This window comes from Arthrobacter sp. 01L42 (assembly GCF_056400005.1).
Genome location: NZ_JBFTSL010000001.1, coordinates 451725 through 466250 on the forward strand (window position 1 = coordinate 451725; position 14526 = coordinate 466250).

Below are 14526 nucleotides of genomic sequence, written 5' to 3' on the forward strand. Positions count from 1 at the left end.
TCCCGGCCTCGGGCTGGAGGACCCTTGCAGCCGTCCTGATGCACGGCGAGAATGGGCGCGGCGGGACAAACCGCGCGCCCCAAATGCTGGAACGGAAACCATGGCACATCGCAGGGACAAATCAGGCAAGGGGCACGCCGGCCACAAGAAGGGCTCCGCACGGCGGCCGGCCCGGCTCGATGCCGGAATCTACGAGGCCGAACTTCTGCGGCTCCAGGCGGAACTGGTTGCCCTCCAGGAGTGGGTCCGGAGCACCGGGGCGCGGGTCCTCATCATCTTCGAGGGGCGGGATGCAGCCGGCAAGGGGAGTGCGATCAAGCGGGTCACCGAGTACCTGAATCCGCGGTTTGCCCGGATAGTGGCATTGCCGGCGCCGACTGAGCGCGAACGCGGTGAATGGTACTTCCAGCGCTATGTGGCGCATCTGCCGGCCGCCGGGGAAATCGTCCTGATGGACCGCTCCTGGTACAACCGCGCCGGCGTCGAACACGTGATGGGCTTTTGCACCCCGGCGGAGCACAAACGCTTCATGGCCCAGTGCCCGGTTTTTGAACGGCTCCTCATCCAGGACGGCATCCTGTTCTTCAAGTACTGGTTCTCGATCAGCCATGGGGAACAGGAGCGGCGGTTCAAATCCCGGATGGATGATCCGATGCGGCAATGGAAGCTCTCGCCGATGGACCGGGAGGCAATCCTGCGCTGGGAAGACTACTCAAGGGCCAAAGACGACATGTTCGTGCAGACAGACACCGCGGAATCTCCCTGGTACGTGGTGGAAGCCGAAGACAAACGCCGGGCAAGGATCAACCTCATCGCCCACCTGCTCTCCAGCATCGACTACACCGAAGTACGGACAGAACAGGTGACCTTGCCGGAGCGGCCGAAGGCCGTCAACTACACGCGCCCCCCGCGGGAACTGTTCCGCTACGTCCCGGACTTCGCGGCGAGCCTCGAAAAGCCGGCCAAGGACTGAGCAGGATCGATTGGCTCAGTAGACTGCAGCATGGACATTGTGAAATACGTGACACCGTTCCTTGGCGCCTGGCAGGGACAAAACCGCTTGCGGCTCATGCCCACGGACGACTACAAGGCTTCGGCGGCCACCGCCACGGTGACGGTGACCGCCGCACACTTCGCGAGTGTCGCCTACACCTGGTCAGACGGTGAGAGCCCGCAGGAAGGCCTCCTGATCCTGGCCGGCGGCGCGTCCGGCGCGGATCCCGCCACCGCTGTGTGGCTGGACTCCTGGCACACGGGCAAGGCGCTGATGCAGTTCTCCGGCACTGTGGGCGGCGACGGTGTCCTCCGGCTCAACGGCTCCTATGCGGCGCCGACCGGCCCGGACTGGGGCTGGCAGATCCACCTGCACCCGGCGGACGGCTCGGGCGGACGCATCACCATGCACAACCTGGTCCCGGGCGAGGACCCCTATCAGGTGGTGGAGCTGGTACTCGACCGGTAGGGTACCGGCATGGACATCATCCTCGTACCCGGATTCTGGTTGGACGCCTCGTCGTGGGCGGACGTCACCCCGCCGCTGACCGCGGCCGGGCACAAGGTCCATCCGTTGACCCTGCCGGGCCTGGAGTCGGCGGATGCGCCGCGTGCCGGGATCGGCCTGCGCACCCACATCGACGCCGTCGTGGCGAAGATCGATTCCTTCGACGCGCCGGTGGTCCTGGTGGGCCACTCCGGCGGCGGGGCCATCATCCACGGCGCCGTCGACGCCCGCCCGGACCGGGTGGCCCGGGCTGTCTACGTGGACAGCGGACCGCTGGGGGAGGGCGGGGTCATCAATGACGAGCTCCCGGCCGACGGCGACGAGGTGCCGCTGCCGCCGTGGGAGCTCTTCGAGGACCAGGACCTCACCGACCTGACCGACGAGCTGCGCGCCATGTTCCGTGCCCGTGCCATCCCGCAGCCCCGCGGCGTGGCCCAGGACCGGCAGCAGCTCTCGGATGAACGCCGCTTCGAGGTTCCGGTCACCATCATCGCCTGCGAATTCCCGTCCTCGATGCTGACGGAAATGGTTGCCGGCGGCCACCCGTTCGTGGCGGAGCTCGGACGGATCCGCCAGGTCGACTATGTGGACCTGCCTACCGGACACTGGCCGCAGTTCACCAGGCCGGCCGAGCTCGGCGCCGCCATTCTGGCCGCCGTCGACCGCACCTAAAGGAACCGGCTGGCCGGGTCACTGCTGAACTGGGGAAATCCCGCCGAAATTCCCCACCTTTGGGACCCGCCGCCGGCGCGTGCCCCCAAACCGCCGGCGATTTCCTGCGCATCGGCGTCAAACGTGGGGAAAGCCGCGTGCAGCAGCGCCCAGCCGCGGCCGTCAGTGGCCGAACGGGTCCGGGTCCACTCCCGGCATCCAGGTCAGGCCGGGAACGCCCCAGCCGCTGCGCTTGGCCTGCTTCATGGCCCGGCGGGCATAGCGGTCAATGAGCCGGTTGACGTAGAGCTTGCCATCGAGGTGGTCGTACTCGTGCTGGATGACCCGGGCGAACCAGCCGGTCGCCTCGAATTCCACCGGCTTCCCGTCACCGTCGAAGCCCTGGACCCTCGCCCATTCGGCCCGCTTGAGCGGATACTGGCCGCCCGGGAAGGACAGGCAGCCTTCCTCTTCCTCGTCGGGGTCCGGCAGGGCGCCGGAGATCTTGGAAAGTGTCAGGACAGGGTTGACCACGACGCCGGTGGGCGCGGCGCCGTCGTCGTTGTCGTACTTGTACACGAAGAGCCGCTTGCCGACCCCCACTTGGGGGGCCGCCAGCCCGACGCCGTTGGCGGCGTCGTTGGTCTCGAACATGTCGGCTATCAGGCTGCGGAGCTCGTCGTCGAAGACTTCGACTTCCGCGGCCCGGCGGTGCAGCACGGGCTCGCCCCAGATCGTGATGGGCAGGACGGTCATATCAGGAAAGTTCCTCGGGTGCAGGTGGAGTCGCGGCGTCTCAGCCGGCGATGGTGCGGCCGACGACGTCGCGCATGATTTCGTTGGTGCCGCCGAAGATCGTCAGCAGCCGGGCGGCGAGGTAGGCCTGGGCCACCGGGTATTCCATGATGTAGCCGTACCCGCCGTGCAGCTGCAGGCAGCGGTCCGTGACGGACTTGGCGCGCTCGGACGCCCACAGTTTGGCACGGGCGGCGCCTGCGGCGTCGAGCTCTCCGGCGTTGAACGCCAGGATGGCCTGGTCCACATACGCTTCGGTGACCTCGACCTCCGTGAGGATGTCGGCGAGTTCGAAGCGGCTGTTCTGGAAATCGATGATCCGCTCGCCGAACGCGTTGCGGTCCTTCGTGTAGCGGACAGTCGCCTCGTAGGTGGCGCGCACGACGGCGGAGCTGGCCACGGCGATCGCCAGCCGGCCCTGGGGGAGCTGTTCGGCCGCGTACTGCAGGCCCTTGCCTTCCTCGCCGACGAGGTCCGCGTGCGGGACGCGGACGTTATCGAAGAACAGCTCGGCCGTGTCGGAAGCCTTGAGGCCCATCTTGTCCAGCTGCTTGCCGGTGTTGTAGCCCTCGCCCTTCTGGACCATGAAAAGCGAGAACGAGTCGCGGTTTCCGCGTCCGGTGCCGCCGTCGGTGCGGGCAAGGACCAGGGAGGCGTCGCCGGAGATGCCGTTGCCGATAAACGTTTTCTGGCCAGTGATCAGCCAGTCGTCGCCGTCGCGGACCGCCTTGGTGCGGATGCCGCGCAGGTCGGAGCCGGCCCCCGGTTCGGTCCAGGCGACCGAGGTGACCTTTTCGCCCGAGACCATGCCCGGGAGCCAGCGGGCCTTGAGGTCATCGGAGCCGTAGGCCAGCAGGTGGGGGAGGACCATGTCATCGTGCAGGTGGAACGCCAGGCCGACCGCGAGGTGGTTGCTCTTGGCGAATTCTTCATCGAGCACTGTCCGGAAGCGGTAGTCGGACATCCCCATGCCGCCGAACTCTTCCGGCACGGCCAGGCCCAGCAGGCCCTGCTCGCCGGCAGCGGACCACAGTTCCCGGGGCATCATGTGGTCCTCGTCCCACTGGGTGTAGTGGGGAGCGACCGCGCGCGCGTTGAACTCGGCGGCCATCTCACGGAACATCTCGTGGTCTTCTTCAAACAGCTTGCGCTTCACTGCGATTCCTTCCCATACAGACAACAAAGGCCGCACCGGATAACCGGTGCGGCCTTTGGAAAAGGTCGGACAATCACTGCCGTCCTTCATGAGGGTGAGCGACGGGGGTTGAACCCGCGACCTCCTGGACCACAACCAGGCGCTCTGCCAACTGAGCTACGCCCACCATGTGCCATATCAGGCCCTCCGGCGAACCGGCTGGCTGGAAAGGCAACGACAAATAGCTTACCTGCTGTTTGGGGGTGGTTTTGCCACTTTTGCGATTTTCGCCGAAATTTCCGCGAAACGTGGCGCAGATTACTTTTCCGCGCCACGTCCCCGGCGACGTTTCACCGGCCCCGCTGCGCGGAGGGTAGGTGTGCGGCCGCTACTCCGCCGGGGTGGGCTCGGCTGGTTCGCCGCCCATGACGCGTTTGGCGATCCGCTGCGCCGTGGCACTGTCCGGGCCCGGCGCGGGGACAAACACGGCCTCGCGGTAATACCGGAGTTCGTCGATGGAGTCCTTGATGTCGCCGAGCGCCCGGTGGCCGCCCAGCTTGGCCGGGGACTGGAAGTAGGCCCGGGCAAACCAGCGGCGGGAGAGTTCCTTGATGGTGCTCACATCGATGACCCGGTAGTGCAGGTGCTCCACCACGTCGGGCATATCGCGGACAAGGAACACGCGGTCGGTGCCCACCGAGTTGCCGCCGAGCGGCGCCTTCCGGGGATCCGGCACCCATTTCTTGATGTAGGCGAGCACCGCTGCCTGCGCTTCGGCCATCGTCTTGCCGTGCGGAAGCTCCGCCAGCAGGCCGGAGCGTGTGTGCATGTCGCGGACAAAGTCGTTCATCTGGGCCAGCGCGGCGTCGTCGGGCTTGATCACGACGTCGACGCCGTCCCCCAGGATGTTGAGCTCCGAATCGGTCACCAGCGCGGCCACCTCGATAAGGGCGTCATTCTTGGTGTCCAGGCCGGTCATTTCGCAGTCGATCCAGACGATGCGTTCGTTAGTAATAGGCACCCGCCCAGCCTACCGTTCCGACGCCACAGAGCCGTCCGGTGCTAGGATTTCGAATACGCGGCCGCCGAATTATTTCGGCACGTATTTCTTCGACGCGGCGCCCCGGGCCGGACACTGCGGCCGGCTGTGGGCGGAATTGTGGCCCACAACAGATTGGACGATCCTGACATGACGGCGCCTGTGCCTGCGGCGGGGGAAACGGCTGCCGGTACGTCCCGCCCGTCCACGTCCCGCCCCTCCGCGTCCGGCCGGACCGCGCTCACCCCGGCTGCGGCCTCCACTGAGGGGGAAGGGGCCGTCGGCGACGTCGACAACCCGCGGTCCCCGATCCTTGCCGGGTTCCTGGGCTCGCTGTTCATGACGATCGGTTCGATCGGCGTCGGCTGGCTTGCCCCCGCGTCCGAACTCCGCCGCGTCCCGCTGTTCATCTTTATGCGCACCGAGGCCCTGGGCGTCGCCCTCTGCATTGTCCTGCTGGCCTTCGGCGGCATGCTGCTGGTCCGCGCCTGGCTCCGGCTCGGCCAGCGCGTCCGGGTCTGGGGGGCCGGCGCCCGCAAGGCCACGCTCCAGGCGACGGCGGCGTGGGGGCTGCCGCTGATGTTCTCTGTGCCGCTGTTCAGCCGCGACGTCTACGCGTACATCGGCCAGGGCCGGCTCATGGTGGAGGGCTTCAACCCCTACGAAAACGGCATTTCGGCGCTGTCCAACTACTTCCAGCTGGGCGCCGACAGAATGTGGACCGAAGCCCCCGTCCCCTACGGGCAACTGTTCCTGTGGATCGAACAGTTCGTGGTCTGGGCCACCAACGTGCACCCTGAAGGCAGCATCATGCTGTTCCGGATCGCGGCCCTGGTGGGCGTGGTCCTCTGCGTGATCTACGTGCCCAAACTGGCCGAACTGCACGGAGTGAACCCGAACCGGGCCCTGTGGCTGACGGCGGCCAACCCGCTGTTCCTCACCAACTTCATCGCCAGCGTCCACAACGATGCCCTCATGATCGGCCTGGCCCTGGCCGGCCTTTATTACTGCGCCACGCGCCGGGTCATCCTCGGCATCGTGCTGGTCACGCTCTCCATCTCGGTCAAGCCCATCACGGTGGTCTTCCTGCCGTTCATCGGCCTGCTCTGGGCGGGCAAGGGCGCCAGCTGGCCGCGCAAGTTCGTCTTCTGGGCCCTCACGGCCGGCATCAGCCTGGCCTTGCTTTATCTCATGAGCCGGGTCAATGGCTTCGGCTTCGGCTGGATCAACGGGCTGTCCGCCCCGGGCAGCATCTGGATCTGGTACGCGCCTGTTGGCCTGGTGGGCCTGATCGTGGCCTCCATCTCCAACGCCTTCGGGCTCGACGGCTGGGGACTGGCCAAGTGGGCGTTCGACGCCGGCAAGCTGCTCGCCGTCGGCATCGTCGCCTGGCAGATCTTCCGCGGCGACTACGACCGCCTGATGCGCCGGCTCACCCTGGCGTTCGCCGCCGTCGTGCTGCTGTCCCCGATGATCCAGTCCTGGTACATCGTCTGGCTCATCCCGCTCTTCGCCGTCACGGGCATCCGCGACGACTGGCAGGTCAAGGCGCTCTACTTCATCGTGTCCTTCTTCATGGTGTACGCGATCTCGGACCAGCTCGACGTCTTCCCTTACCTGCAGACCGCGGATCTGGGCCTGGCCCTGGCGCTGGCCCGCAACGCCGCGGCGATCATTGCGTTGCTGTTCGCGCTGTACCTGATCTTCCTTGACCCGAAGACCAAGCTGCTGTTCACCAAGTCGGACGAGCCGGTCACGACGCGGCCGATCATCTAGCGCTGATTCTGGCTAAGCCGCCAGATTTCTGAGCGCTTCCTTGCGCGAGAGCGGACTGAGCTGGTCCGCATGCCGCCGCACGAACGCTTTCACCCAGGCCGGATCCGTCCTGGCGTACTGGCGCAGCGCCCACCCGATCGCCTTGCGGATGAAGAACTCCCGGTCCTCGAGGTTGGCCTCGATCACAGCGGCCAGGAGCTCCGTGTCCGTGGCGCCCTTCGCCCCCAGCTGTGCGGTGATCGCGGCCCGCCGGACCCAGAAGTCCTCGTCCCGGCTCCAGCGTTCGAGCACCGGCGTCAGTTCTGCCCGGTGGGCCTGCAACAGGGCGCCCAGCCGGTGGGCCACCCCGTCCACCAGGTCCCACCAGGCTCCGGTGCGGATGATTTCCTCATAGAGGGCCAGCATGCTCAGTTCCCCGGCTGCGGGCTTGAGCCCCGTGAGCTCGATCGCGGCATAGCGTTCCTCACGGTGGCCGGCGTTGCGCCACAGCACAAGAACCGCGGACTGCAGTTCCGCCAGGCTGCCCGGCGGGTGGTCCGAGGCTGCGGCCCTGACAATGCTGCGAATCTCGGGAACCCGCACGCCCAGGGATGGCATCTGCGATTTCATGTAGGCCTGTGCCCCTGCGGCGCGGCCAGGATCGGCAGCAGCCTGGAGGCTGCCGCGGATCGCGTCAATGAGTTCCGTGGTGGTCATGAGGCCACTGTAGACACGCCGCGGCGGGCTTTAGAGTTGAAGCCAGCAAGCCGCGGCTCCGCGTCGGAAGGGAAAGCCATGTCCATGATCAAGAGTCCCGAAGAGATCGCACTGATGCGCGAGGCCGGCCGGGTGGTCGCCACCACCCTCGCCCGGGTCCGGGAGGCGGCCGCCGTCGGCGTTTCGCTCAAGGAACTGGACGATCTCGCCGCGGCGTCAATCGCCGACGCGGGAGCCACTCCGGCGTTCCTGAACTACCGGCCGCGGTGGGCGTCAGTGCCGTTCCCGGGGGTCATCTGCACGTCCGTCAACGACGCCGTCGTGCATGGCATCCCCAACGAGTACCGGCTCCAGGACGGGGACCTCCTGAGCGTGGATTGCGGCGCGTTCCTGGCCAGGTGGTGCGGCGATGCGGCAGTCAGCTTCATCGTGGGGACCGTGGACCCGGTGGACCAGGCCCTCATCGACGCCACGGACGCCGCCCTGGCCAGGGGGATCGAAGCGGCAAGGATCGGGAACAAGATGGGGGATCTCGCCTACGCGATCGGCGGGGCAGCGCGCCGGGCAGGCTACGGGCTGCTCGCCGACCACGGCGGCCACGGGATCGGCCGGACCATGCACGCCGAGCCGCACGTGCCCAACGACGGGCGTCCCGGTCGCGGCATCAAACTGACCGAGGGCCTGGTCATCGCCATCGAGCCAATGCTGATTCTCGGCCGCAAGGACGACTACTACCATGACGACGACGAATGGACCCTCCGCTCAGCGAACGGCCGCCGCGCCGCGCACAGCGAACACACCGTTGCCATCACCGCCGACGGGCCGGTGATCCTGACCCTGCCCTAGCGCCCGCGGTCCCTGCCGGGCCGGGGCACCGTCAGGCGGACGACGGCGCGTCCCGGCACCGCGCCGCTGACCACTTCGCCGCTGACTACTGTGAAGCCGGCCGCCAAAAAGAGTCCCAGCGTGCCGTGGTAGAGGTCTGCCGGGCCGGCCTTGGGCCGTTGCGCGGGGTCGACCGGATAACCCTCCACCACCGTGGCGCCGTGCGCGGCGGCGTGTTCGACGGCGGCGGCAAGCAACGCCCCCGCCACGCCGGTCCGTCGGTGGCCGGGGGAGACGACAAAGCAACTGACGGACCACACATGGTCCACGCCGGGATCCCGGGCGGCGTCAGGGGCCGACGCCAGCACCTTCGAGCGCAGGATCCTTGGGTAGCACCCGCGGGGCTCGACGGCGCACCAGCCCACCGGATTCCCGTCGCGGAAGGCCAGGACCCCGGGCGCCGGCTGGCCGCCGTCGAACTTGTCCCGCAACTGGTTCTTCCGCTCCTCCGGGGTGGACGCGGACCACTGCGGGCCGGTCAAGGCAAAGAACCGGCACCAGCATCGTGAGGGCTCGCCGCGGACGCCAAAGAGACGCTCGACGTCGGGCCAGTCCGCCGCGGCGGTGGTGATGGCTGCCTGGGCCCGGGGTTCTGCGTCGCGCATGGAAAGAGGGTAGCGCCTGGCGGTTTCCGCGTCAGCGCGTGCGCGTGCCCGGGCTGGCCTGGCGGCGGACGCGGTGTGCGGCGAGCCGGAGCTGGATGATGCGGGCGGCTCCGGCGATGGCGACCAGAACGCCGCCGCCGACGGCCGCGATGAACAAGGCGATGCCCAGCGGGACCGAGCCTTCGAGGCCAAAGAACTTCACCTGCACGTACTCCTGGTTCTGCAGGATGAAAGCGATCAGCAGGATCAGCACCACGAGCGCGCAGGCAACCGCGGCCCAGACCATTCCCGCACGGGTGACCTGGCGCGTGTCCGGAGCGGGCGCCGGCGCGGGAGCCTGAGCCGTGGGTTCCTCGGGGCGGGAGGTTTCGGCGCGCCCCGCCGTCGTGGCGGCCACATCGGTGCCGGTCGCGGCCACGTCCGTGCTGAGGCCTTGCTCGGCGGACGAGGGCCCGGGCGTGGCGTCAGCGGACCCCGCGTACTGGGAGGTGGAGGCGTCGTCTGGATTGGTGGGGTCGAATCTGCGGGGTGTCTCGGTCATGGCGGCCGTACCTTTCGATTGCGGGCAGGGCGAACAGGCTATCCCTGCCGGCCTGCCAGTCCACTCAATACTAAGCGTGCTGAGGGCTGGCGGGGCTCAGGGCAGCCGGTGTGCACGGTTCGGGCGATCTGCCCCAAGCCAGCATCTGTGCGTTGGAGCCGTGGCGGCGGCCGTCGGCGTCGTTCTTCCCGGCAGTCTTTCCGGGGAATGTTCCCGGAAAACCAGCGGCGCTCACGGGGCAGTGCGGGCTGTTGGCACCGGCCCGGGGACGGTATAACGTCACAGCAAAGCGAATGCCTTGAAGAGGAGGCGCGGCCGTGACGATTATTGACAACGCCGTCTATGTGGACGGTCACCGGACCGCCGACCCGGAAGGGCTCGAGGAGACGTACTTTCTGCTGCGGCAGCGCCAGGGCATGGCCTGGATCGGGCTCTACCGGCCCGAAGCCGAGGAGCTGCGCTCCGTGGCCGAGGAATTTGACCTGAGCCACCTGGCCGTGGAGGACGCGCTCGCCGGCCACCAGCGGGCCAAGCTGGAGCACTATGGCGAGACGTTGTTCCTGGTGCTGCGGCCCGCGCGGTACCTGGACGATGTGGAGAAGGTCGAGTTCGGCGAGATCCATGTGTTTTCCGGCCCGGACTTTGTGGTGACTGTCCGCCGGGCGGAGTCTCCAGACTTGGCCCGGGTGCGCCGGCGGATGGAGTCCGAGCCGGAGTTCCTGGCGCTCGGACCGGATGCGGTGTTGTACGCGATCCTGGACCAGGTGGTGGACGAGTACGAGCCGGTGGCGGCAGGGCTGGAAAACGATATCGATGAAATCGAAGACGACCTGTTCGCTGCCGATCCCGGCGTATCGCGCAGGATCTATGAACTCTCCCGCCAGGTCATCACGTTCCAGCGTGCCACGGCCCCGCTGGCCGGAATCCTGCAGAGCCTCATGGGCGGCGGACCGGACGGCGTGCCGGACCCCGAACTGCAGGATCATTTCCGCGACGTCCTGGACCACGCCATCAGGCTGGGGGAGCGGGTGTCTGCCTTCCGGGCGTTGCTGCAGAACGCCCTGGCCGTCAACGCGGCCCTGGTTGCCCAGCGGCAGAACGACGAAATGCGGCTCCTGACGGAGTCGAGCTTCGCCCAGAACGAGCAGGTCAAGCGGATCTCGTCGTGGGCGGCCATCCTGTTTGCGCCGACGTTGATCGCGTCGATTTACGGCATGAACTTCCGCGACATGCCCGAGCTCGACTGGATCTTCGGCTATCCGATGGCACTCGCGCTCATGCTCGGCATGGGCGGGATCCTGTTCCTGACGTTCAAACACAACAAGTGGATCTGATGTTCTGGTTGAAATCGGAGTTGGCGTAGGAAGCGGCCCTGACCTTGCGTTGTCGCAGGTCAGAGCCGCTCTCTTGTGCCCCAGGAGGGAATCGAACCCCCGACCGGCGGATTAGAAGGCCGCTGCTCTATCCCCTGAGCTACTGGGGCGCGCTGGCGCCCACCGGCTGCTGCCGGTGACGCCTCAAAAAGTTTACAGTGCCGGACGGCCGGTGGAGGTCAACGCCGTCCGGTTGGCTGGCCCTGCCGGCCCTGACTTCTCCCCAACACGGTCCCCACACCGTTGCCGGCAGCCGGTTATCCACATGGCACAGTCGGGTCCTCCCCGGCCACGGTCCACGGCGGGATGCTGGAACTGCCCGGCAGGGCACGACAATTCGAGACAGGACATGAGAATGAGCGACAACATTACGGTCCGTGGCTTCGTCGCCTCGGAGATCAGAAGCTCGACCACACCCGGTGGCGTGGCCACGGCGTCCTTCCGGTTCGGCGCCACCGAGCGCCGGTACGACCGCGGCTCCAGCACCTGGGTGGATGGCAACACCAACTGGTTCACCGTCCAGGGATACCGGCAGCTGGCCGGCAACATTGGCTGCAGCATCAAGAAGGGCCAGCGGGTCATCGTGGTTGGCAGGCTGAAGATGCGGAGCTGGGAGAAGGACGGCAGGGTCTACCACGTCGCCGAAATTGACGCGGAGTCAGTTGGCCACGACCTCATGTGGGGCTCTGCCAACTTCACCCGCTCAGCCGCAGCCGGAAGCCAGGCGGCCGCCGGATCCGGTTCCCCAGACGCGCCCGGTAGCGGTGACGGCGACGGCGGCGGACCGCAGAGCCAGCCAGGGGACGACGACGGGGACGGCGACCACGGTGCCGACCACCACGACCACGGGACCTTCATCCATGACGAGAGCGGTGAGGAGGAGGAGGTGGACCAGGAAACCGGAGAACTGAAAGGGGCCGCAGCCTGAATCCGCGGGGGCCGGCGGGCAGCGCCGTGGACGCCGGGACTGGGCACCGGAACGCCGGAACGCGGCACTGCCGCGTGGCAGAATTGCCCGATGCAACACGCCAGGATCGCTGCGGGACGGGCGGGCCCCACTCGCACTGCGGGAGGGGACGCCCGTCGCGGCGGCTGGGCCGTTCCGGCCGCCGCAACCTTGGTGCTCCTGCTTTCGGCCTCCGCCTGTGCGACGCCGGCCGGCAGCAGCGGAGCCATGGCTTCTGAAGCAGCGGATTCTCAGGGGACACCTTCCGCAACGTCCCCGGCACCGGCAGCCACGACGTCGCCGGTGGCGAAACCCGGCCTGAAACCCGACAGGGAATCCGCCATGAAGTCCACGGTCGAGGCGGTCCTGAACGCCGCCATCCGCGCCGGCGGTCAGCCCGAAACGGCGGGCCTCCGCGCGTCGTTGGTTAAGGCAGGGATTCCGGCCGACGCTGTGGAAGTCACAGCCGGGCGGACGCCCACCGGCCTGGCTGTCGACGCCGTCGAGGCCGGAGTGCGCGACGGCAGCGACTGCATCGTGGCCCAGATCCGCACCGGCAGCGTCACCGTCGCTGTGCTGCCGGGTCTGGCCTCCGGCGGCTGCCTCGTGGGCGTCCGGGACTGAGCCGAACCCCCGGACGCCGTTAAGTGGCCGATCCGGGCTCACGGAATGTGAGTTATCCCGCCCGAACCACTAGATTTGTAGGCATGGCGGAATTTATCTACACAATGACCAAGGCCCGTAAGGCTGTCGGCGAAAAACTCATCCTCGATGACGTAAGCATGTCCTTCTTCCCGGGGGCCAAGATTGGCGTTGTCGGCCCGAATGGTGCCGGTAAGTCCACCATTCTCAAGATCATGGCCGGCCTGGACACTCCCTCCAACGGTGAGGCCCGGCTCAGCCCCGGCTACACGGTAGGCATCCTGCTGCAGGAGCCGCCGCTGAACGAAGACAAGACCGTCCTGGGCAACGTCCAGGAAGGCGTCGGCGAAATCTACGGCAAGATCCAGCGCTTCAACGCGATCTCCGAGGAAATGGCCAGCCCCGACGCTGACTACGATGCCCTCCTCGAGGAAATGGGACAGCTGCAGGAAGCGATCGACGCGGCCGACGCCTGGGACATCGATTCCCAGCTGGAACAGGCTATGGACGCACTGCGCTGCCCGCCCGCCGACGCCGACGTCACCCTGCTCTCCGGTGGTGAGCGCCGCCGCGTCGCGCTGTGCAAGCTCCTGCTGCAGAAGCCGGACCTGTTGCTCCTCGACGAGCCCACCAACCACCTTGACGCCGAGAGCGTGCTGTGGCTGGAGCAGCACCTCTCCAGCTACTCCGGTGCCGTCCTTGCCGTCACCCACGACCGGTACTTCCTCGACCACGTGGCCGAGTGGATCGCCGAAGTCGACCGCGGCCACCTGTACCCGTACGAGGGCAACTACTCCACGTACCTGGAGAAGAAGCGCGCCCGCCTGGAGGTCCAGGGCAAGAAGGACGCCAAGCAGGCCAAGCGCCTGACCGAGGAACTCGAATGGGTCCGGTCCAACGCCAAGGGACGCCAGACCAAGTCCAAGGCCCGTCTGGCCCGCTACGAGGAAATGGCTGCCGAGGCAGACCGTACCCGCAAGCTCGACTTCGAAGAGATCCAGATCCCGCCGGGCCCGCGCCTGGGCGGGCTCGTGCTGGAGGCCAAGGGGCTCCAGAAGGGCTTCGATGACCGCACCCTGATCGACGGGCTGTCCTTCAGCCTGCCCCGCAACGGCATCGTCGGCGTCATCGGCCCCAACGGCGTCGGCAAATCGACCCTCTTCAAGACCATCGTGGGCCTGGAACCGCTCGACGGCGGCGAACTGAAGATCGGCGATTCCGTCAAGATCTCCTACGCGGACCAGAGCCGCGGCGGCATTGACCCGAACAAGACCCTGTGGGAGGTCGTCTCCGACGGCCTCGACTACATCCAGGTCGGCCACGTCGAAATGCCGTCCCGCGCCTACGTGGCCGCTTTCGGCTTCAAGGGCCCGGACCAGCAGAAGAAGGCCGGGGTGCTCTCCGGTGGTGAGCGCAACCGCCTCAACCTGGCGCTGACCCTCAAGCAGGGTGGCAACCTGCTGCTCCTCGACGAACCGACCAACGACCTCGACGTCGAAACCCTCAGCAGCCTCGAAAACGCCCTGCTCGAATTCCCGGGCTGCGCCGTCGTCGTCTCGCACGACCGCTGGTTCCTGGACCGGGTGGCCACCCACATCCTCGCCTACGAAGGCGACGAGGAGAACCCGTCCAAGTGGTACTGGTTCGAGGGCAACTTCGAGTCCTACGAGGAGAACAAGGTCGAGCGCCTGGGCCCGGATGCGGCCAAGCCGCACCGCGTAACCCACCGCCGCCTCACCCGCGACTAAGCCCGCAAGGCTTACAGCGCCACGAAAAAAGCCGGCTCCCGCCTGGGCGAATTCTAGGAGTCGTTGCAACACCTGCTGGTTAGGTGGTTTGTAGTAAATCACGCAGACGCTCGGCTGGGGTATCCCAGCCGAGCGTTTTACGTGGGCGGCCGTTGAGCTCCTGGGCGACGTGTTCGAGGTCTTCCGGCCCGTA

15 protein-coding genes, 2 tRNA genes and 1 pseudogene are annotated in these 14526 nt (G+C 67.3%); 9 read left to right on the forward strand and 9 right to left on the reverse strand.

What is annotated here, in order from left to right:
• Positions 1–100 precede the first annotated feature (100 nt).
• Genes ppk2 through AC1DN2_RS01965 form a run of 3 tightly spaced genes read left to right on the forward strand, consistent with a single transcriptional unit; the run spans position 101 to position 2173 of the window.
• Positions 101–973 (forward strand): polyphosphate kinase 2, encoded by an 873-nt coding sequence (gene ppk2 / locus AC1DN2_RS01955; RefSeq protein ID WP_476848993.1) that lies wholly within the window; start codon positions 101–103, stop codon positions 971–973.
• Between the two features lie 30 nt (positions 974–1003).
• Entirely contained in the window at positions 1004–1462 is a 459-nt protein-coding gene (locus tag AC1DN2_RS01960) for a DUF1579 family protein (protein ID WP_230011585.1), read from the forward strand.
• 9 nt (positions 1463–1471) lie between these two features.
• Positions 1472–2173 carry an alpha/beta fold hydrolase gene (locus AC1DN2_RS01965; RefSeq protein WP_476848994.1) on the forward strand — a complete coding sequence of 234 codons (702 nt, stop codon included), beginning with the start codon at positions 1472–1474 and terminating at the stop codon, positions 2171–2173.
• A gap of 162 nt (positions 2174–2335) precedes the next feature.
• On the opposite strand, the gene def is transcribed toward AC1DN2_RS01965, so the two are convergent.
• From def to orn, 4 genes are all read right to left on the reverse strand, one after another.
• A complete protein-coding gene (gene def / locus AC1DN2_RS01970) occupies positions 2336–2908 on the reverse strand; it encodes a peptide deformylase (RefSeq protein ID WP_476848995.1) in 573 nt (190 codons plus the stop codon).
• Between the two features lie 40 nt (positions 2909–2948).
• Entirely contained in the window at positions 2949–4103 is a 1155-nt protein-coding gene (locus AC1DN2_RS01975; RefSeq protein WP_476848996.1) for an acyl-CoA dehydrogenase family protein, read from the reverse strand.
• 93 nt (positions 4104–4196) lie between these two features.
• Positions 4197–4269 (reverse strand) — tRNA-His (locus AC1DN2_RS01980).
• Between the two features lie 201 nt (positions 4270–4470).
• Positions 4471–5103, reverse strand: coding sequence for an oligoribonuclease (gene orn / locus AC1DN2_RS01985; protein WP_476848997.1), 633 nt, complete (start codon positions 5101–5103; stop codon positions 4471–4473).
• A gap of 168 nt (positions 5104–5271) precedes the next feature.
• Between orn and mptB the strand changes: the two genes are divergently transcribed.
• Positions 5272–6897 (forward strand): polyprenol phosphomannose-dependent alpha 1,6 mannosyltransferase MptB, encoded by a 1626-nt coding sequence (gene mptB / locus AC1DN2_RS01990; RefSeq protein WP_476848998.1) that lies wholly within the window; start codon positions 5272–5274, stop codon positions 6895–6897.
• A gap of 12 nt (positions 6898–6909) precedes the next feature.
• Here the strand turns inward: mptB and AC1DN2_RS01995 are convergent, their stop codons facing one another.
• Positions 6910–7593 carry a DNA alkylation repair protein gene (locus AC1DN2_RS01995; RefSeq protein WP_476848999.1) on the reverse strand — a complete coding sequence of 228 codons (684 nt, stop codon included), beginning with the start codon at positions 7591–7593 and terminating at the stop codon, positions 6910–6912.
• Positions 7594–7671: 78 nt separating this feature from the next.
• Here AC1DN2_RS01995 and map point away from each other — a divergent pair, with 78 nt between their 5' ends.
• Positions 7672–8439, forward strand: a complete 768-nt coding sequence (gene map, locus AC1DN2_RS02000; RefSeq protein WP_476849000.1) for a type I methionyl aminopeptidase — start codon at positions 7672–7674, stop codon at positions 8437–8439.
• Here the strand turns inward: map and AC1DN2_RS02005 are convergent.
• Together AC1DN2_RS02005 and AC1DN2_RS02010 are read right to left on the reverse strand one after the other, a co-directional pair.
• On the reverse strand, positions 8436–9083 hold the full coding sequence (locus AC1DN2_RS02005) for a GNAT family N-acetyltransferase (RefSeq protein WP_476849001.1): 648 nt from the start codon (positions 9081–9083) through the stop codon (positions 8436–8438). The two genes, map and AC1DN2_RS02005, sit on opposite strands and share 4 nt — an antisense overlap.
• A gap of 31 nt (positions 9084–9114) precedes the next feature.
• Complete coding sequence (locus tag AC1DN2_RS02010; protein WP_476849002.1) at positions 9115–9624, reverse strand: LapA family protein; 510 nt, start codon at positions 9622–9624, stop codon at positions 9115–9117.
• A gap of 317 nt (positions 9625–9941) precedes the next feature.
• Between AC1DN2_RS02010 and AC1DN2_RS02015 the strand changes: the two genes are divergently transcribed.
• Positions 9942–10958 carry a magnesium and cobalt transport protein CorA gene (locus AC1DN2_RS02015; protein WP_079554707.1) on the forward strand — a complete coding sequence of 339 codons (1017 nt, stop codon included), beginning with the start codon at positions 9942–9944 and terminating at the stop codon, positions 10956–10958.
• 76 nt (positions 10959–11034) lie between these two features.
• Here the strand turns inward: AC1DN2_RS02015 and AC1DN2_RS02020 are convergent.
• Positions 11035–11107 (reverse strand) — tRNA-Arg (locus AC1DN2_RS02020).
• 245 nt (positions 11108–11352) lie between these two features.
• Between AC1DN2_RS02020 and AC1DN2_RS02025 the strand changes: the two genes are divergently transcribed.
• The 3 genes from AC1DN2_RS02025 (at position 11353) to ettA (ending at position 14333) form a co-directional block, all read left to right on the forward strand.
• The gene (locus AC1DN2_RS02025; protein ID WP_476849003.1) at positions 11353–11925 is read left to right on the forward strand and encodes a single-stranded DNA-binding protein; all 573 of its coding nucleotides are present in this window, start codon (positions 11353–11355) and stop codon (positions 11923–11925) included.
• Between the two features lie 246 nt (positions 11926–12171).
• Positions 12172–12567, forward strand: coding sequence for a DUF6993 domain-containing protein (locus tag AC1DN2_RS02030; protein WP_476849004.1), 396 nt, complete (start codon positions 12172–12174; stop codon positions 12565–12567).
• Between the two features lie 83 nt (positions 12568–12650).
• Complete coding sequence (ettA, locus tag AC1DN2_RS02035) at positions 12651–14333, forward strand: energy-dependent translational throttle protein EttA (protein WP_026266424.1); 1683 nt, start codon at positions 12651–12653, stop codon at positions 14331–14333.
• A gap of 79 nt (positions 14334–14412) precedes the next feature.
• On the opposite strand, the pseudogene AC1DN2_RS02040 reads toward ettA, so the two are convergent.
• Positions 14413–14526, reverse strand: a pseudogene (locus AC1DN2_RS02040) (IS30 family transposase); the annotation flags it as partial.

Excerpts from the sequence above, each read along its gene's own strand:
- AC1DN2_RS01995 (WP_476848999.1), bottom strand. The coding sequence starts at position 7,593 with ATGACCACCACGGAACTCATTGACGCGATCCGCGGCAGCCTCCAGGCT.
- AC1DN2_RS02030 (WP_476849004.1), top strand. The coding sequence starts at position 12,172 with ATGGCTTCTGAAGCAGCGGATTCTCAGGGGACACCTTCCGCAACGTCC.
- mptB (WP_476848998.1), top strand. The coding sequence starts at position 5,272 with ATGACGGCGCCTGTGCCTGCGGCGGGGGAAACGGCTGCCGGTACGTCC.
- AC1DN2_RS02010 (WP_476849002.1), bottom strand. The coding sequence starts at position 9,624 with ATGACCGAGACACCCCGCAGATTCGACCCCACCAATCCAGACGACGCC.
- AC1DN2_RS02005 (WP_476849001.1), bottom strand. The coding sequence starts at position 9,083 with ATGCGCGACGCAGAACCCCGGGCCCAGGCAGCCATCACCACCGCCGCG.
- map (WP_476849000.1), top strand. The coding sequence starts at position 7,672 with ATGTCCATGATCAAGAGTCCCGAAGAGATCGCACTGATGCGCGAGGCC.
- ppk2 (WP_476848993.1), top strand. The coding sequence starts at position 101 with ATGGCACATCGCAGGGACAAATCAGGCAAGGGGCACGCCGGCCACAAG.
- ettA (WP_026266424.1), top strand. The coding sequence starts at position 12,651 with ATGGCGGAATTTATCTACACAATGACCAAGGCCCGTAAGGCTGTCGGC.
- AC1DN2_RS02025 (WP_476849003.1), top strand. The coding sequence starts at position 11,353 with ATGAGCGACAACATTACGGTCCGTGGCTTCGTCGCCTCGGAGATCAGA.
- AC1DN2_RS01960 (WP_230011585.1), top strand. The coding sequence starts at position 1,004 with ATGGACATTGTGAAATACGTGACACCGTTCCTTGGCGCCTGGCAGGGA.
- def (WP_476848995.1), bottom strand. The coding sequence starts at position 2,908 with ATGACCGTCCTGCCCATCACGATCTGGGGCGAGCCCGTGCTGCACCGC.
- AC1DN2_RS01965 (WP_476848994.1), top strand. The coding sequence starts at position 1,472 with ATGGACATCATCCTCGTACCCGGATTCTGGTTGGACGCCTCGTCGTGG.